This window comes from Kitasatospora sp. NPDC050543 (assembly GCF_044457565.1).
GTDB lineage: Bacteria > Actinomycetota > Actinomycetes > Streptomycetales > Streptomycetaceae > Kitasatospora.
Map to the genome: position 1 here is coordinate 103,269 of NZ_JBITGZ010000017.1, position 17,821 is coordinate 121,089.

General features: G+C 75.3%; 10 protein-coding genes and 1 pseudogene. 7 read left to right on the top strand and 4 right to left on the bottom strand.

All coding sequences use genetic code 11. From position 1 onward, the window contains the following. Window positions 1-7 precede the first annotated feature (7 nt). A complete protein-coding gene (locus ACIBH3_RS21645) occupies window positions 8-1,870 on the top strand; it encodes a non-ribosomal peptide synthetase (protein ID WP_396313657.1) in 1,863 nt (620 codons plus the stop codon). Then, entirely contained in the window at window positions 1,867-4,797 is a 2,931-nt protein-coding gene (locus tag ACIBH3_RS21650) for a condensation domain-containing protein (protein WP_396313658.1), read from the top strand. Before ACIBH3_RS21645 ends, ACIBH3_RS21650 begins: the two co-directional genes overlap by 4 nt. Before the next feature lie 425 nt (window positions 4,798-5,222). Here ACIBH3_RS21650 and ACIBH3_RS21655 read toward each other — a convergent pair whose 3' ends face one another. From ACIBH3_RS21655 to ACIBH3_RS21670, 4 genes and pseudogenes are all read right to left on the bottom strand, one after another. Continuing rightward, entirely contained in the window at window positions 5,223-6,104 is an 882-nt protein-coding gene (locus ACIBH3_RS21655) for a phenylalanine 4-monooxygenase (protein WP_396313659.1), read from the bottom strand. A gap of 319 nt (window positions 6,105-6,423) precedes the next feature. Next, a complete protein-coding gene (locus ACIBH3_RS21660) occupies window positions 6,424-7,275 on the bottom strand; it encodes a DNA ligase (protein WP_396313704.1) in 852 nt (283 codons plus the stop codon). A gap of 174 nt (window positions 7,276-7,449) precedes the next feature. Then, window positions 7,450-8,328, bottom strand: a pseudogene (gene ligD / locus ACIBH3_RS21665) (non-homologous end-joining DNA ligase); the annotation flags it as partial. Window positions 8,329-8,412: 84 nt separating this feature from the next. Beyond that, window positions 8,413-9,594, bottom strand: a complete 1,182-nt coding sequence (locus tag ACIBH3_RS21670) for a Ku protein (RefSeq protein ID WP_396313660.1) — start codon at window positions 9,592-9,594, stop codon at window positions 8,413-8,415. Between the two features lie 202 nt (window positions 9,595-9,796). Between ACIBH3_RS21670 and ACIBH3_RS21675 the strand changes: the two genes are divergently transcribed. The 5 genes from ACIBH3_RS21675 to ACIBH3_RS21695 all read left to right on the top strand — a co-directional run bounded on the left by ACIBH3_RS21675 (window position 9,797) and on the right by ACIBH3_RS21695 (window position 17,803). Continuing rightward, the gene (locus ACIBH3_RS21675) at window positions 9,797-10,228 is read left to right on the top strand and encodes a hypothetical protein (RefSeq protein ID WP_396313661.1); all 432 of its coding nucleotides are present in this window, start codon (window positions 9,797-9,799) and stop codon (window positions 10,226-10,228) included. A 153-nt stretch (window positions 10,229-10,381) separates the two neighbouring features. Then, on the top strand, window positions 10,382-12,460 hold the full coding sequence (locus tag ACIBH3_RS21680; protein WP_396313662.1) for a SpoIIE family protein phosphatase: 2,079 nt from the start codon (window positions 10,382-10,384) through the stop codon (window positions 12,458-12,460). A gap of 623 nt (window positions 12,461-13,083) precedes the next feature. After that, entirely contained in the window at window positions 13,084-14,724 is a 1,641-nt protein-coding gene (locus tag ACIBH3_RS21685) for an AMP-binding protein (protein WP_396313663.1), read from the top strand. A 72-nt stretch (window positions 14,725-14,796) separates the two neighbouring features. Continuing rightward, the gene (locus ACIBH3_RS21690) at window positions 14,797-15,288 is read left to right on the top strand and encodes an acyl-CoA thioesterase (protein WP_396313664.1); all 492 of its coding nucleotides are present in this window, start codon (window positions 14,797-14,799) and stop codon (window positions 15,286-15,288) included. 97 nt (window positions 15,289-15,385) lie between these two features. Beyond that, window positions 15,386-17,803, top strand: a complete 2,418-nt coding sequence (locus ACIBH3_RS21695) for an FAD-dependent monooxygenase (protein ID WP_396313665.1) — start codon at window positions 15,386-15,388, stop codon at window positions 17,801-17,803. The last annotated feature ends 18 nt before the right edge of the window (window positions 17,804-17,821 follow it).

Consider the following 17,821-nt stretch of genomic DNA (forward strand, 5'->3'; position numbering starts at 1 on the left):
ACCTCCCATGACCTCCCGAGTCCCCGGCCCGGCCCGGTCCGCCGCCGCCGCCCCGTCCGCCGCCGTCCTGCCTCCGCTCCCGGTGCCCGCCCTGATCGCCCGGCACGCCGAGCAGCGACCACGGGCCCTCGCCGTCTCCGACGGCACCACCGCACTGACCTACCGCGAGCTGGCCGCCGCCGCGGCCGGCCTCGCGGCCACCCTGGCCGCCCGCGGCATCGGCCCCGGCAGCGCCGTCGGGCTGCTCACCGCCCGCTCCGCCCGGCAGGTCGTCGCCCAGCTCGCCCTCTGGTGGGCCGGTGCCCACGCCGTGCCGCTCGACGCCGCCTACCCGCGCCCGCGCACCGCCGCGATGCTCGACGACGCCGGCGCCCTGCTGACCCTCGGCGACAAGGCGCTGCTCGCCGAGGCCGGCATCCCCGCGGAGCGCGCAGTCGTGCTGGACGAGGCCGGGCCGGCCGAGGCCGCCGAGGCCGCCGGCGCGCCGCACCCCGCCCTCGAAGCCCCGGACGCCCTGGCCCTGGTGATGTACACCTCCGGCTCCACCGGCCGCCCCAAGGGCGTGCGGATCCCGCACAGCGCGATCACCGATCTGGTGACCGCACCCGGCGCGGTGCCGCTCGCCCCCGGCGACCGCGTCCTGCTGCACTCCCCGGCCACCTTCGACGCCTCCACCTTCGAGATCTGGGCCCCGCTGGCCGCCGGCGCGGCCGTCATGGTCTCGCCCGCAGACCGCCCCACCGCCGAGGAACTCGCCCGCGACATCGAGCGGTTCGGCGTCACCACCGCCTTCCTCACCACCGCGCTCTTCCACCACCTGGCCGCGCGCCAGTCGCGGATCTTCGGGGTGCTGCGCACCCTGGTCGTCGGCGGCGAGACGGTCTCCCCGCAGCACGCCGGGACGGTCCTGCGGGCCTTCCCCTGGCTCGACCTGCGCAACGCCTACGGACCCACCGAGGCCACCACGTTCACCACCCTGCACCCCGTCCGCGAGGCGGAGTGCGTGGGGCCGCTGCCGATCGGCCGGCCCTTCGGCGGCGCGAGCGTACGCATCCTCGACCAGCAGCTCGCGCCGGTGCCCGCCGGCGTCAGGGGCGAACTGTGGATCGGCGGCGCCCGGCTGGCCCTCGGCTACCTCGGACAGCCCGAACTGACGGCCGACCGCTTCCGCGACATACCCGGCGCCGGCCGGATGTACCGCAGCGGCGACCTCGCCTCCGCCCGCCCCGACGGCACCCTCGACTTCCACGGCCGGGCGGACGACCAGGTCAAGGTGCGAGGCTTCCGGATCGAACCCGGCGAGATCGAGCACGCCCTGCGCCGCCACCGCGAGGTCGCGGACGCCGCCGTGGTGGTCCGCCGGGCCGGCGAGCCCGACGCCGCGCTCACCGCGTTCGTCGTCCCCGCCGCAGGCCACCACCCCACCGGCGACGGCCTGCGCGCCCACCTCGCCGGCCTGCTCCCCGCCCACCTGGTGCCCACCGCCTGGACGGTCCTGGCGGCACTGCCGCTCACCGGCGGCGGCAAGGTCGACCGCCGCGCCCTCGCCGAGCACGCCCCGGCAGGCCCCGACGGCACCCCGGCACCCGCGCCCACCGCCCTGACCCCCCTTCAGCAGGTCGTCGCCGAAGCCTGGTCCAGGGCACTGGAGCGGCCCGTCGAGCGCGCCGACGCCGACTTCCTCGCCGAGGGCGGCCACTCGCTGATGGCCATGTGGGTCGTCGACGACCTCCGCGAGGACCTCGGCGTCGAGCTCTCCCTCGCCCAGTTCTTCGAGCAGCCGACCGTCGCCGCGCACGCGGCGCTGATCGAGAACTCGCTGCTCGCCGCGCACGGCGGCGGGCACGCCCCGCTGGAGGAGACCCGATGAGCAGCACCGATCCGACGAGCAGTCCCGAGCCCACGAGCGGCCCCGACCAGGCCGCCCTGCTCAGGCTCGCCCGGCAGCGCCCCGGCGCCGCCCGCCCCGCGGCCGTGCCCCGCAGCACCCGGAGCGGCCCCGCGCCGCTCTCGCACGCCCAGCAGCGGATGTGGCTGATGGACCACCTCGGTCAGGGCGGAGCCCTGTACAACGTGCCGGTGGCCACCCGGTTGCGCGGCCCGCTCGACACCGAGGCCCTCGCCGCCGCCCTCACCGCGCTGACGGACCGTCACGCCATCCTGCGTACCCGCTACGGCAGCCGGGACGACCAGCCCTACCAGCAGGCAACCGCGCCCGCCCCGGTGCCCGTCCCCGTGCTGGCGGCCCGCCCCGAGGAGGCCGCCGCCCTGCTGCGTGCCGAGGCCGCCCGCCCCTTCGACCTCGCCTGCGGGCCGGTCCTGCGCGCGCTGGCCCTGCGCCACGCCCCGGACGACCACACCGTCCTGCTCACCCTGCACCACATCGCCGTCGACGGCGGCTCGCTGCCCCTGATCACCGAGGAGCTCGCCGCCCTCTACCCGGCCGCGCTCACCGGCCGGCCGGCCGAACTGCCCGAACCGGAGCTCCAGTACAGCGACTTCGCCCGCTGGGAGCGTGGCCGCGAAGCCGAACTCGCCGCCGGTGCCGACACCCTGGCCGCCGCCCTGGCCGGCGCCCGCCCCGCGCCGGTCCTGCGCCCCGCACCCGCCGGAGCCCGCAGCCGCCGGGCGGCCCTGCACAGGGCGCCGCTGTCCGCCGAGACCCTGGACGGGCTGCGCCGGCTCGGCCGCGACCACGGCGCCACCCTGTACACCGTCGTCCTCGCCGCGGCCTTCGCCACCCTCGCCCGGGCCACCGGCGAACACGACCTCACCCTCGGCTGCGCCAGCGGGCACCGCTCCCGGCCCGGCCTTCGCCGGCTGATCGGCCTGTGCGTCAACACCCTTCCGGTCCGCGCCGACCTGGCCGGGGACCCGGTCTTCACCGACCTGCTGGAGCGGGTGCGTGGCGCTCTGCTCGACGCGCAGCAGCACCACGAGGTTCCGTTCGACCTGGTCGTCCAGCGCCTGGGCGCCGACGCGCGGGGCGAGGACGGCAGCCCGCTGCTCGCGGTGACCTGCGACGTGATCCGGCAGCCGGGCGCGCTGGCGCTGCCCGGCCTGGTGGCGGAGCCGGTGGAGATCGACCTCGGGCTGGCCAAGTTCGACCTCGGCCTCTTCGTCGAGGACACCCCCCGGCCGCACTGTCTGGTCCAGCACGACACCGACACCGTCGACCGGGGGACGGCCGAGTCGCTGCTCGCGGCCTTCGCCGAACTGCTGGCGGCCGTCGCCGTGGACGGGAGCCGGCGGCTGGCCGAGCTGCCCGGCGCCGAGCTGCCCGCCCCGCCGCTCTCGGCACAGCGCTCGGCGCCGACGTCCGCCGGGCCGGCTCCGGGGAGCCACCCGGCGCTGGCCGCGCTGCTCGCGGACGCCCGGATCGCGGATGCCGCCCTCGTCCACCGCGCCGGCCTCGCGCCGTTGGCGTACGCGGTGGTCCGCGGCCCGGCCGCCCCGAGCGGTACCGAACTGCGCAACGGGCTGCGCTCACGGCTGCCCGCCGCGCACCTGCCGGCGGCGGTCACCCTGCTCGACGCGATGCCGCGCACCGCCGACGGCGCCCTCGACGAAGCCCGGCTGCCCGGTGCCCGCCCGCGGCCCGCCCCGGCGGCCCGGGGCGCGGACGACGCGCGCGTGGAGACGGTACGGACGGCCTTCGGCGAACTGCTCGCCACCCGCCCCGCGGCCGAGGACGACTTCTTCGTGCTCGGCGGCCACTCCATGATCGCCGTCCAGCTCGCCGAACGCCTGCGCTCACGCACCGGCCTCCCGCTGACCGGCCTCGACGTCCTGGAACAGCGCACCCCCCGCGCGGTCGCGGCCCTGCTCGACGCCCGGGAGAGCGAGCAGCGGGCCGCCGCCGCGCGCCGCCCCGGCCGCCCGGCCCGCGCCGCCCGCGAGGGCACCGTGCTGCTCACCGGCGGCACCGGCGGAGTCGGCGCCGCCGTGCTCCAGGAACTCATCGCGCAGGGCCGCCCGGTACGGGCCCTGGCCCGCCCCGAGTCCGCGCACCTGGTCGCGCAGGACGGCGTCGAGGTCGCGGAGGGCGACCTCGGGGACCTCGACAGCCTGCACCGGGCGGTCGAAGGGGTGGACGCCGTCATCCACGCCGCGTGCACCTTCACCTCACCCGACACCGACGTCGCCGCCATGCGGGCCCTGGTCGACGGCTGGCGGCGCGGCGGCTTCGTCTTCGTCAGCAGCATCGACGCGTACGGCCGGCCGGCCGAGCAGGAGGTCCCGGAGGGCGCCGCCGCGCGGCAGCCGCTCACCGCGTACGGGCAGGGCAAGCTCGACTGCGAACGCATCCTGCTGGACGCCGCCGGGTCCGGCGGCCGGGGCGCGGGCGTGGCGGTCCGCTCCCCGATCGTCTGGGGCCCGCACCGGCGCCTGCGCGACCAGCTCCGCTGGGGCTCCACCGGCGCGCTGTACCAGGCCGCGCAGGCCGGCCGGCCGTTGCTCCTGCCGGACCCACCGGAGGACGGCCACGGCTGGTACGGCGTCGCCTGGGTGCACTCCGCCGCGCTGGCCCGCGCCGTGACCGCGTGCGCCGACGGCAACGGTGGCGGCCGGGCGGCCGGACGCGTCGTCAACGCCGTGACCGGCCATGTCTCCTGGCTGGAACTGGCCACCGAACTGGCCTGGCTGCTGGGCTCGGAGAGCACGGTGGACGTGCGCGCCGACGCCGAGCCCGAGCTGCTCCGGCCCTGGCGTTACCGCGCCGAGGCCCTGGCCGACCTGCTCCGTGAGGAGCCGGGCGAGGACTGGCGCAGCGTCCTGGCGGCGATGGTGCGTTAGCCCGGCGGTTTCATCTGGGGTGCGGTTACTTGGAGGCAGAAGTGTGTAGGGGGCTCCTGGCCTGGGGCGATGTGCCTTGTGGAGGGCTCGCTCGACCCAGGCGGGTGCCCGTTCTGCGTGCTGGCGGGGAGGGTTCTGCCACGCCCGATCATCGGCATGGGTGCATGGGACGTGCGGTTCGAGGCCCCGGTCGGTTCCGGCGGCCGTGATCAGCAGGCGTCACGAGAAGACGCCGTGGAGCCCGGTCATGGGTCGCTGCCAAGCCGGGGTGTCGGCACACACCCCCCCGATGACCGGGTCCAACGCCCTCGTGCGGCTTCCGGTCCCCTCGGTCACACGCAGGCAGTGCTGAGCAACTGGTCGGCCAGCTCCGGAGCCCGCCAGCGGAAGGCGGAGTCGGGCGCGCTGCGCCCGGTGGAAGCCCCCTACCGGCGGACACTCCTAGCGGTCCTCAGTAGGGCCCCGGTGTCGTCGTCGAAGTCCTCGCAGAACGCGGCGAGGGCATCGGTGAGGTGATCCATCGAGCGTGCGGCGAACAGGACGGGCTGGTACCCCTCGACCCGGTACGCGGTGCCTGCCATCGCGCGCAGGTCCCAGTCGCGGATCTCGCACCGGGGCAACCGGCGCAGCTCGCCGGGCGAGGAGAGCAGCGCCGCGCCGTACGCCTTGACCGCCCCGGCCTCGGTGACCACGCCGCATTCGAGGGTGTACCAGTACACCCGGCTGAGCAGGCTGAGGGCTTCCTCGGTCCGCACTTGTGCGGCTGCCCGGCCGACCAGGCGGTACAGCTCGGCGAACCGGGTCGAGGCCAGGTGGACGCCATGGCCGAACACGTCGTGGATCACGTCGGGTTCGGGCGTGTACAGCGGAGCCGCGGGGTGCCGGACGAACTGCACCGCGTGGAAGTAGCCGTGCCGCAGCGCCCCGAGGAACCGCCGGTTCGGCACGAAGCCACCGGCCGGGGTGAAGTCGAATCCGGTCCGGGCCCGCAGGTGCGCCCCGACCTCGCCGTGCTGCGGGATGCGGTCCGCGGGGATGCACGCGTCCTCGCGGGCGGCCAGCACCGCCCGGCACGCGTGGGCCCGCAAGGCGGGCTCCAGCGCCGCGTGGACCGTGCGCCACGTCGCGTGCTCCGCAGTGCGGTACGCGACCGTCGGCGAAGGGTCGCCGACCCAGTGGCTGCGCGCCAACGCGACGAGCGCGCCTCGCCGCGCCAGATAGCGGGGGTCACGCAGACCGGGGTGCAGAGCGACAGGAGCGAGCCTGCCGTCTGGCGTGACCGGGACCAGCTCCGATGCATCGCTCATGGCTTCTACCGTTCCCCGGTGGGACCGTGAATCACCATCAACGACTCCACGGCACCTCGGCTGGGCTGGAACGATGAGGCTTGCCCAAGGTCTGCGTCGTACCAGCGGGAAGTCCCCGCCGGCCTCCCCGCCCGCCTCGGCGCCCCGGGGCGGCGCGGGCCCGGCGGCCGCCCCGCCCCGGCGGCGTCGCCCAGCCGCGCAGCGGTGGGCCACGATGCGCGGCGGGAAGCCCGGCTGGCGGGGCGGCAGGTTCTCGCCGTTCCGCTCGCCCAGGCCGCCGCGGTGGCCGAGGCGGTGCGGTCGTGAGCCCAGGGGGCGCTCAGTCACCGCGCACCCGGACGAATCTGGCGCCGGTACGTCCGCCGGTCAGCCGGACCTCCACCCGCAGCGGGTTCGGCAGCGGCAGCAGGGTGCCGTGTTCGGCGTTCCGGACGGGTTCGCCCAGTCGGCCCTCGACGGCCTCGGCGAGAGCGCGGGACTCGACGGGGTTCAGCCGGGGTGAGGTCAGCAGGGTGAGGCCGTCGTCCAGCCGGACCAGGGCGTTGCGCGGTCGGGACGGGCTGCCGGTGACGGCGGTGACGGTCGCGTCGACGGTGTCGGCCGGCCGGAACTTCAGCCAGAGCCGGCCGGCGCCGCGTGCGCGGTACGGCGAGGCGGCGGCCTTGCAGACCAGGCCTTCGACGCCGGTCGGAGCCAGGTGTTCGAGCCAGCTCAGCGCCTCGGCGCGGCTGGTGGTCGCCATCACCGTCTGGATCGGCGGGGCGGTGTCGGCGAGCGCGGTGGCGAGCAGCCGCCGCCGGTCGGTCAGCGGCAGCGCACGGACGTCCTGGCCGGGCACGGCGAGGACGTCGAAGGCGATCAGGCCGAGCGCGGTGCGCTCGCTCGCGCGGGCCTGACGGGTGTGCAGCAGCTCCTCGAACGCGAACCGGCCGTCCCGCCAGGCGACCAGCTCGGCGTCCAGGACGAGACCGGCGGGCAGCCGGTCCACGGCGGCCGCGATGGCGGGGAACTCGCGGGCGAGATCGCGGCCGGACCGCGACTGCAGGTACGCGCCGCGCTCACCGCGTGCGAAGGCCAGGCAGCGGAACCCGTCCAGCTTGAGTTCGTAGACGACGCCCTGGCCGCCCAGCGCGTCCTCCTCGGGGACGGACCGCACCGCCGTCGGCCGCATCACCTCCACCGGCGGTTCTAGCACCAGCGCCTCGTCGAGCGGCTCGGCGCCCCGGGGCCCGGTAGTCGCGGGCTCGGCGCGGGAAGGCTCGGCATGTGCCGCAGGCTCCGCGCGGGACGGCTTCGCGCGGGGGACGTCCCGGGCCGGCGGATCCTCCGCTCCGGGGGTGGCCTCCGGCAGCGGGTGGGCCTGGTCCTGGCTGAGCAGCGGCGCCAGCAGGTCGCCGTACCGGGCGATGCGGTCGGGCATGTCCGCGATGGTGAAGGCCAGGTCCTCGGGGGAGCCGGCGGCGTCCAGCTCGTCCCAGCCGACCGGCGTGGAGACGGTGGGTCGTGGGCGGGCCCGGACGGTGTAGGGCGCGGCGGTGGTCTTCTTGGCGTTGTTCTGCGACCAGTCGACGAGCACCCGCCCGGCCCGGCGGGCCTTGCCCATGGTGTGGACGACCAGGTCCGGGTGAGCCCGTTCGAGCCGGGCGGCGAGGGCCTTGGCGTAGGCCGAGACCGCCTCGCTCGGCGCCGGGCGCAGCGGGACGAGCAGGTGCAGGCCCTTGGAGCCGGAGGTCTTCACCCAGCAGCGCAGCCCGTCCTCGGCGAGCGAGTCGCGCAGCAGGCGGGCCACCGTGCGGCAGGTGAGGATGTCGGAGCCCTCGCCGGGGTCGAGGTCCAGTACGAGCCGGTCCGCGACGGCCGGTTCGGCGCTGTGCCACTGCGGGACGTGGAACTCGATGCAGCCCAGGTTGGCCGCCCAGATCAGGGTGGGGCCGTCGTCGACCAGGACCTGCCGCAGGTCGCCGCTGTGGCTGGGGACGGCGGCGGTGCGGACCCAGTCGGGGGTGCCGGCGGGCGGGCTCTTGGCGAAGAACCGTTGGCCGTCCACCCCGTCGGGGCAGCGCAGGAAGGACAGCGGCCGGTCGCGCAGGTGCGGCAGCAGGACCGGCTGGAGCTGGGCGTAGTACTGGATCACCTCGCCCTTGAGCGTGCCGCTCTCGGGGAAGTAGAGCTTGTCGAGGTGGCTCAGCGACAGGCGGCGCCCCTCGACCACCGTCACCGGCATGGGTTCCTCCCTGCTTCCTCGGCCGCGCCGGGCCGACCGCTCCTGGCGGGCCGGTCGCTCGGAGTGCCCACTCGGGGCACCCGGTCAGGAGGCGGCGCGCAGGTGGCGGCGGCCCTTGCGTTCCAGGGCCTGCTGGAGCTCGTCGCGGGTCATGGTGGAGCGGTGCGGGATGTCGAGTTCGGTGGCGCGCTTGTACAGCTCGCCCTTGGTCAGCGCGGACAGGTCCTCCTTGGCCCCCGTACCGCCGGCGGTGGTGCGTTTCTTGGTGCCCGCGCCGGTGCCCGCGCCCGTCGCGCCGGCGCGTTCGCGGGCGGCGGCGGAGGTGCTCTTCTTCTCCCCGGTGGCCTTGGGCCGACGCTGCGCCGACCGGGCGGAACTCCTCGCCCGCCCCGGCTGTTCCTCCCGCGTCTCCCGGCCCTCCTGGCCCTCCTGGCCCTCCCGGCCTTCCTGGTCCGGCTCGGCCGGCCCGCCGCCGGCCGAGCCGGAGCGGGCGCTCTCCAGGCTGCGGGTCAGCACGTCCATCAGGTCGACCACATTGCTCGGGCGGCTCGGCTCTGCGGCGACCGCGACCTCCTCGCCCGCCTGCTTCGCCGCGATCAGCTGGTGCACCTTCTCCTCGAAGTCGTCCCGGTAGTCCTCGGGGTGCCAGTCGACGGCGAGCATGTCGATCAGTTGCTCGGCGGCCTTGAGCTCCCGGTCGGCGGGCTCGGCGCCGGCCTCGGGCAGGTTGTCGATCTCGTGGCGGGGGTCCCGGACCTCGTCGGCGAAGTGCATGGTGTGGGCCACCAGCAGCCCGCCCTCGGCGCGGATCGCGGTCAGGTACTCGCGACCCCGCATGGCGAACATCGCCAGCCCCGCCTTGTTGGACCGCTCCAGGGCCGCCATCAGCAGGTTGTACACCTTCGTGTACTCCTTGCCCTTGGGGCCCAGGTAGTACGTGGTGTCGAAGAAGATCGGGTCGACCTCGGCCAGGTCGACGAAACCGTTGATCTCGATCATCTTGGACCGGCCGGGTGAGATCCGGTCCAGCTCCTCCGGCTCGATGACGACGTACTCGCCCTCGGCGACCTCGAAGCCCTTGACGATCTCCGAGTAGGGGACCTCCTCGCCGGTGCGTTCGTTCACCCGCTTGTTGCGCACCCGGTCGGCCGTCCCGCGCTGGATCTGCCGGAAGCCGACGGTGTGGCTCTCGGTGGCCGAGTACAGGCTCACCGGCACGGTGACCAGCCCGAAGCTCAGCACCCCGCTCCAGATGGGTCGGGCCATCGCCGTCCTCCTCAGCTCCGCACATGTGCACCGCACTCGTGCCTCGTCTGTCCAGTTTCGCCGCATTTGTCGATTTGGTGCACGCCGCACACCTGCCGCACACGACCGGCGCCGCAATCCCGGGTGGACCGCTACGGAGCGCAACCTTCGCGGCTCCCGGCCGTTGATCAGTACCTCGCCGCAGTCGACCCGAGGAGCGCCCGTGAAGAAGGCGATCACCGCCGCCGTACTGACCCTGCTGGCCTTCCCTGCGCTGGGTGCCGCCCCGCCGCCGGCCCCCGGGCCCGCCGGGGACTGCGGTGCCGCGCTGGTGGAGGAGTTCCTCGGGGCCTACCGCGACGCGGTGCTGGAGCAGGGCCCCACGGGCCGGACGCCCTCCGAGGTCCGCGCCCTCTACCTCACCCCCGAGCTCAACGACCGGCTCGACCGGTGGGAGGGCGACAACCGGGCGGATCCGGTCTTCCGCGCCCGGACCGCGCCCGCCTCCTGGTCCACCGCCTGCGCCGCCGACCGGGTGGACGTCACCCAGCGCTGGCGTCCGGGCGACACCCGGTACGTCCGGTACACGGTGCGGCTCGCCGACAAGTCCGTCGTCGACCTCCAGGACCGCGCACCGAGGGCCGCCGCCCGGTAGACCGGCCACTCCGGAGGGCCACCGGCCGCAGGACCTCGCGCCGGGCCGGGACCGGACCGGACCGCGCCGGGCGCCACCGCCGGGACAGCACTCGCACTGGTTCCGGCACGGGGCCACAATGAAACGCGACGGCGCAGTGACGAACGAGGCGACATGCGCGAATCCGACGATGGCGGTTCCGAGGGGCAGCAGGCCATACCCGACGGTGACTCCGCAGCGGTCGTGCTGGACCACCGCGGCGTGGTCGTCCTGTGTACGCCGGCCGCCACCGAACTGCTGGACTGCGCGCCGGGCACCCCGTGCGAACCGCTCTCCGCGCTGCTGGCCGACCGCGCCGGCGGCCCGGCCCGCACCCAGGGGCCGGCCCGCACCACCGTGCGCGACAGCTCCGGCCGGACGGTCGACCTCGCCTGCACCATCGTGCCGCTGACGGCGAGCGCCCAGGCCGAGCCCGACGGCCGCCGGCACTGGCTCGCCCTCGTCACCGCCGCCGGCCGGGCCGCCGAGGCGCCCGCCGCCGGGGACGGCGAGGGCCGCCGGCTCGAACTCTCGCACGCCGCCGCGGCCAACATCGGCGCGTCCCTGGACATCGCCGAGACCACCGAGACGCTGGTCGACCTGCTCGTCCCCGACTTCGCCGACCTGGCGACCGTGGACCTCGCCGAGGCCGTACTGGTGGGCGACGAGCCGCCCCGGCCCGTCCCGGGCGCCGACGTGCGCCTGCGCCGGGTCGCCCTCGCCCAGGGCTCCGACGTCTCCGCCGAGAAGCTCATCCCGGTGGGCGAGGCGCTGCCCCCCGTGCCGGACAACGCGGTGATACGCCCGCTGATGACGGGCCGGCCCGTGGTCGTCCCCGACATCCGCCTGCTGGAGACCACCCTGGATCTCGACTCCGAGCGCCTGCGGGCCTTCATCCCCGAGGGCGTGCACTCCGGCGTGGCGGTCCCGCTGTGCGCCCGGGGCCTGGTGCTGGGCTGCGTCACCGTCTGGCGCAGCCGACTGCCCGACTCCTTCGACGGCGAGGACGCCGCTCTGCTGGAGGAGGTCGCCTCCCGCGCCGCGCTGAGCGTGGACAACGCCCGCCGCTACACCAAGGAGCACCGCTCCGCGATCGCCCTGCAACGCAGCCTGCTCCCGCACTCCGTCTCCCACCTGGCGGCGGCCGAGACCGCGGGCATGTACCAGCCCGCCGGCGGCGGTGTGGGCGTCGGCGGCGACTGGTTCGACGTCATCCCGCTCCCGTCCCTGCGGGTGGCGTTCGTCGTCGGGGACGTGGTCGGCCACGGCCTGGACGCCACCGCGGCCATGGCACGGCTGCGCACCGCCGTCCAGACACTGGCCGACCTCGACCTCGAACCCGACGAGCTGCTGACGCACCTGGACGACCTCGTCCTCGGCTTCTCCACCGAGCAGGACACCCAGATCTCCCGCTCCGAGCTGGCGGTGCTCGGCGCAACCTGCCTGTACGCCGTCTACGACCCGGTCAGCAGGCGCTGCGCCGTGGCCAGCGCCGGCCACCCGCCGCCCGCGGTGGTGCCGCCCGAGGGGCCGCCCGCCTTCCTCCATCTGGTGCCGGGGCCTCCGCTGGGCGTCGGCGGTATGCCGTTCGAGGTGGCGGAGTTCGACGTCCCGCCCGGCACGGTCCTGGCGCTGTTCACCGACGGCCTGGTCGGCAGCCGCGACGGCGACATCGACGAGGGCATGGCGAGGCTGCGCACCTCGCTGCGCGACAGCAGCCGCCCCGACCTTCCGCTGGACGCGATCAGCCGGGACATCGTCGACCGGCTGCTGCCGACCGCGCCCACCGACGACGTGGCGCTGCTGCTCGCCCGCACCCACGAGCTGCGGCCCGGCCATGTCGCCGAGTGGGAGCTGGACGCGGACCTGGCGCTCGTGGGCCACGCCCGGGAGCTGGTACTCGGCCAGCTGACCGAGTGGCAGCTGGACGACCTCAGCTTCGTGGCCGAACTCGTCATCAGCGAACTGGTCACCAACGCCATCCGTTACGCGGGCGGACCGGTGGGTCTGCGGCTGATCCGTGACCGGGTGCTGGTCTGCGAGGTGTCCGATCCCAGCAGCACCCAGCCCCGGCTGCGCCGCGCCCGCGACACGGACGAGGGTGGCCGCGGGCTGTTCCTGGTGGCGCAGCTCACCGACCGCTGGGGCAGCCGCTTCACCCGGGCCGGCAAGACCATCTGGACCGAGCAGGCCATCGGAGCCGCCGCCTTCTGAGCCGCCGCCTTCTGAGCCTCCGCCTTCTGAGTAGCAGTCCTCTGAGTCACCGCCGTCCCGCTCGGCCGAGCCCGGGCGGGGCCGAGGCATGGCGGCGCGGGCCGCGCTCCGAGCACCGCCCCGGGAGCAGGAGAGGCCGGTCGACGTTGGGTCGACCGGCCTCATCCGGTGACCACCGCAGGCGAGGGGGACCCGCGCTGGTGGGATCACTGTAGGAGGCGGGCGACGGCGCTGGGAGCATGGCGCGGGGTGGCGAGTTAGGCCGCCGCCGAGCCGCCCGCCGCCCACCCCGGGTGCGCCCGCCGCCGGCGGCGCGGTCAGCCATCCGGCGTCCGCCGCGCGGCGCCGCCCGGCACGGCTGGTCATGATGGTGGCGGGTGCGCGCGGCTCGGGCGTACGGCGGTCCGGCCGCACGCCCGTGTGTCCAGGAGGGTGGTCGCCATGCCGGGAGTGCGGGCGCGCGGTGCGCCAACGCGGGCGGCGCCGGGGGAGGTTCGGTGGATCAAGCACCCGCCGGTGGCACGGAGCGGAATCACCGCTCCGAAGTATCCCGAACCATTGACTGCCGTCAGAGGAGCGCCATACTGGCTTCACTCCCCGCAGAACCGAACGAGGTGCCGCCGATGCAGCTCTCCCCCTCTGCCCATGTGGACACGTTCTGTCGTGACCGGCTGCCCCCGGTCGGACAGTGGCCGGAGCTGCTCTTCGAGCTCCCGGAGCTGGCCTACCCGGACCGGCTGAACTGCGCGAAGGCACTGCTGGACGACACCGTCGAGCAGTACGGCCCCGACCGCAGCTGCCTGCTCACCCCCACCGGGCGGTGGACCTACGGCGAACTCCAGCGCTGGGCGAACCGGATCGCTCAGGTGCTGACCGAGGACCTGGCGCTGGTGCCCGGCAACCGCGTCCTGCTGCGCGGCCCCAACAACGCCTGGATGGTGGCCTGTTGGCTCGGCGTACTGAAGGCCGGCGGCGTGGTGGTGACGACCATGCCACTGCTGCGGGCGGGCGAGCTGTCGGCGCTGCACGGGATCAGCGCGCCCGTCCTCGCCCTGTGCGACCACCGCTTCCTGGACGAGTTGGTGGCCGCCGAGACGCCCGGGGCGGTGATCGTCCCCTTCGGTGGCACCGGCCCCGACGACCTGTCGGCACGCTGCGCGGCCAAGGACGGGGTGTTCACCGCCGTCGACACCGCCGCCGATGACGTCGCGCTGATCGCGTTCACCTCCGGGACGACCGGCCGCCCGAAGGCGACCCTGCACTTCCACCGCGACGTCCTGGCCAACGCCGACACCTTCTCGCGGCACATCGTCAGGCCCGAGCCGGACGACCTGTTCACGGGCACGCCCCCGCTGGGGTTCACCTTCGGCCTGGGCGGTCTGGTGGTCTTCCCGCTGCGCGCCGGCGCCGCCACCCTGCTGCTGGAGCGGGCGACGCCCGAGCAACTCGCCGACGCCGTCGCCGAGTACGGCGTGAGCGTGCTGTTCACCGCGCCCACGGCCTACCGGACGATCCTGGCGGCCGGGCTCGCCGACCGACTGGCGGGCGTGCGGCGCTGTGTGTCGGCGGGGGAGGCGCTGCCGGTCGCCGTCTGGCAGGACTTCCACGCCGCGACCGGGCTGCGCCTGATCGACGGCCTCGGTGCGACCGAACTGCTGCACGTCTTCATCTCCGCCGCCGACCACGACATCCGCCCCGGCGCCACCGGGCGGCCCGTCCCCGGCTACCGGGCCGTCGTGCTGGACGAGCGCGGGGAGCCGGTGCCCGACGGGCAGCCCGGTCTGCTGGCCGTCAAGGGCCCGACCGGCTGCCGCTACCTGGACGACGAGCGCCAGCTCAGCTACGTCCGCGCGGGGTGGAACCTCACGGGTGACACCTACATCCGCGACGGGGACGGCTACTTCTGGTACCAGGCCCGCAGTGACGACATGATCGTCTCCTCGGGTTACAACATCGCCGGTCCCGAGGTGGAGCAGGTGCTGATCACCCACCCCGACGTGCTGGACTGCGCGGTGGTGGGGGCGCCCGACGACAGCCGCGGGACGATCGTCAAGGCCTATGTGGTGCTGCGCGAGACGGCCACCGGCGACGCGGCGACCGCCCGGGCCCTGCAGGACTTCGTCAAGCAGGCCATCGCGCCCTACAAGTACCCCCGCGCCGTCGAGTTCGTCCCGGAGCTGCCCCGCAACGCCAGCGGCAAGCTCCAGCGGGCCGAGCTCCGCCGCCGGGCCCGGCACGCCGGCCCCGCGGCGACCGGCCGCTGAGCCGGCCCGGAGCCGCCGAGCCCTCACCACCGAGCCCTCACCACCGAGCCCCCGTCCCTGAGAGGTGCCCCGATGAGCAACCCCGCGATTCCCGCCGCCGACCGGGCCGCCCCGGTCGCCGCCCCGACCGCCGCCGTGGCCGTGCCGCCCGCCCTGCCCAGCGTGGTGGTCGAGCGGCGGGTCGAGTGGTCGGACACCGACGCGGCCGGCCACTACCACTTCTCCTCCGTCCTGCGCTGGGCCGAGGCGGCGGAGGCGGTACTGCTGCGCAGACTCGGCCTCGACGGCCTGTTCGGCAGCATCCCCCGGGTCCACTTCGAGGCCGACTACCTGGAGCGGCTCTGGTTCGGCGACGCGGTGCACGTCGAGCTGCGGGTCGACAGGGTGGGCACCTCCTCCCTGCACTACGCCTTCGAGGTGCGAGGGCCGGGCGGCCCGGCGGCGACGGGCCGGATGTCGGTGGTCCACTCGGCGGCCACGGCCCGGGGTGTCTCGCCCTGGCCTCCGCAGGTGCGTCAGGTGCTCTGCGAGGCGGGCCCGCAGGCGCCGGAGTACTACGGCTGAGCCCGTCGCGCCACGCCGGGCGTGGTGTATCGCGGTTGCTTGACGACCGCAGACTAAGCGCAATACCGTGACGGCACGGAACCTCAGGAGGACCTTCATGCGCGTAGCGGTCATCGGAGGTGGCCCCGGCGGCCTGTACTTCGCGGCCCTGGCCAAGCGGCTCTCGCCCGCCTGGGACATCACCCTCTGGGAGCGCGACGCCCAGGACGACGCGTCCGGCTTCGGGGTGGTGTTCTCCGACGAGACCCTGGAGGGCATCGCCCAGGCCGACCCCGAGGTGTTCGCCGCGATGTCGGCGCGCTTCGCCCGCTGGAGCGACATCGACGTCCGCTACGCCGGCCAGGTCCGGACCTCCGGTGGGCACGGCTTCGCCGCGCTGGACCGCAACCGGCTCCGGGAGATCCTCCAGCGGCGCTGCGCCGCACTCGGCGTGGACGTGCGCTACCGGACGCCGGCGCCCCCGGTGGAGGACCTGTCCGCCGGCTACGACCTGGTCGTCGCCGCGGACGGCGTCCGCTCCGCCACCCGGCAGACCTACGCCCGCAGCTTCTGCCCCGACCTGGACGAGCGCGGCTGCCGCTACATGTGGCTGGCCACCGACCGCGTCTTCGAGGCCTTCACCTTCATCGTGGAGAACCGGGACTTCGGCGTTCTCCAGGTGCACGCCTACCCCTTCGACGGCCGGCGCAGCACCTTCATCGTGGAGATCGAGGAGAACGCCTGGCGCCGGGCCGGCTTCGAGGCCCTCGCCGCACGGGAGTTCACGCGGGGGGAGAGCGACCACGAGAGTGTGCGCCGGTGCGAGGAACTGCTCGCCGGGCACCTGGACGGCCACCGGCTGATCCCCAACGCGTCCAGGTGGATCCGCTTCACCACGGTGCGCAACGGCTGCTGGCGGCACGAGAACGTGGTGCTGCTGGGCGACGCCGCGCACACCGCGCACTTCTCGATCGGCTCCGGCACCAAGCTCGCCATGGAGGACGCCCTGGCTCTCGCCGCGAGTCTGCACGAACACCCCACGGTGGATGGGGCGTTGGCCGCGTACGAGGCGGAGCGTCGGCCGGTGGTCGAGTCCACCCAGCGGGCCGCGCAGGCCAGCCTGGAGTGGTTCGAGAACGTCGGCCGGTACACCGGCCAGGCGCCGGACCAGTTCGCCTTCAACCTGCTGACCCGCAGCCGCCGCGTCACCTACGGCAACCTGCGCGCCCGGGACCCGGAGTTCGTCCGCGCCGTCGACGCCTCCTTCGACGCCTCCTTCGACGCCGGCCTCGGCGGCGCCGCGCAGACCCGCGAGGCCGCCGTACCCCCGATGTTCCGGCCGCTGCGCCTGGCCGGGCTCGACCTGCGCAACCGGGTGGTCGTCCCGCCGCTGGCGACGTACTCGGCCACCGACGGCCTGCCCGGCACCCTCCAGCAGACCCAGCTCGCCGCCCAGTGCCTGGGCGGGGCGGGCCTGGTGTTCGCCGGGATGACCGCCGTCAGCGCGGACGGGCGGGCCACCCGCGGCTGCGCCGGCCTGTACACCGACGAGCAGGAGAGCGCCTGGCGGCGGATCGTCTCCGCCATCAGGGAGCTCTGCGACACACCGCTGGGAATCCAGCTCACCCACGCCGGCCGCCGCGCCTCCACCGCGCTGCCCGGCCCGGACGGGGTCGGACGCCCGCTCGGCGCGGACGGCTGGGCGACCCTGGCCGCCTCGGCGCTGCCCTGGGACGCCGACAGCCCCGCCCCCCGCGAGGCCACCCCCACCGACCTGGCAGCCGTCACCCGGGACTTCGCGCGGGCCGCGGCCCGGGCCGACCGGGCCGGATTCGACGTCCTGGAGCTCCAGTTCGGCCACGGGCACCTGCTCTCCGGCTTCCTCTCCCCGCTCACCAACCGGCGCACCGACGCGTACGGCGGCACTCTCCGACGCCGGCTGCGCCTGCCGCTGGAGGTGCTGGCCGCCGTGCGTGCCGTGTGGCCGGCCGGCAAGCCGCTGGCCGTGCGGATCTCGGCCACCGACTGGGCCGAGGGCGGTACCACCGAGGCACAGGCCGTCGAGATCTGCCGGGCGCTCGCGGCCGCCGGGGCGGACGTCATCGACGTGTCCACCGGCGAGGTGGTCGCGCACCAGCGGCCGCGCTACGGGCGCAGCTACCAGACGCCGTTCGCCGACCTGATCCGCAACGGCACCGGCATCCCGACCATCGCCGTCGGTGCGATCTCCAGCTACGACGACGCCAACTCGATCGTGCTCGCCGGGCGCGCCGACCTGGTCGCCGTCGGCCGGGCGCACCTCTACGACCCGCTCTGGACCTTGCACGCGGCCGCCGAGCAGGGCTACACCGGGCCGGGCGCGCGCTGGCCCCTGCCGTGGCAGCCGGGCAGCCGCAAGCCGGCCGGTCCGCGCGCCGACCGCGTCCCGCCCCGGCTGCACCTGCTGCGCGAGCCGGCCGCTCCCGTCCACCGGCGCTGGCAGCCCCCGCCGCCGGCGCGGCCGCCCGCGGCGACGGCACCGACCGCGGCCCACTGAGCCGCACCCCACCCCACC

Coding starts and splice junctions, on each gene's coding strand:
- ACIBH3_RS21645 (WP_396313657.1), top strand. CDS start 8: ATGACCTCCCGAGTCCCCGGCCCGGCCCGGTCCGCCGCCGCCGCCCCG.
- ACIBH3_RS21650 (WP_396313658.1), top strand. CDS start 1,867: ATGAGCAGCACCGATCCGACGAGCAGTCCCGAGCCCACGAGCGGCCCC.
- ACIBH3_RS21655 (WP_396313659.1), bottom strand. CDS start 6,104: ATGAGCGATGCATCGGAGCTGGTCCCGGTCACGCCAGACGGCAGGCTC.
- ACIBH3_RS21660 (WP_396313704.1), bottom strand. CDS start 7,275: ATGCGGCCGACGGCGGTGCGGTCCGTCCCCGAGGAGGACGCGCTGGGC.
- ACIBH3_RS21670 (WP_396313660.1), bottom strand. CDS start 9,594: ATGGCCCGACCCATCTGGAGCGGGGTGCTGAGCTTCGGGCTGGTCACC.
- ACIBH3_RS21680 (WP_396313662.1), top strand. CDS start 10,382: ATGCGCGAATCCGACGATGGCGGTTCCGAGGGGCAGCAGGCCATACCC.
- ACIBH3_RS21685 (WP_396313663.1), top strand. CDS start 13,084: ATGCAGCTCTCCCCCTCTGCCCATGTGGACACGTTCTGTCGTGACCGG.
- ACIBH3_RS21690 (WP_396313664.1), top strand. CDS start 14,797: ATGAGCAACCCCGCGATTCCCGCCGCCGACCGGGCCGCCCCGGTCGCC.
- ACIBH3_RS21695 (WP_396313665.1), top strand. CDS start 15,386: ATGCGCGTAGCGGTCATCGGAGGTGGCCCCGGCGGCCTGTACTTCGCG.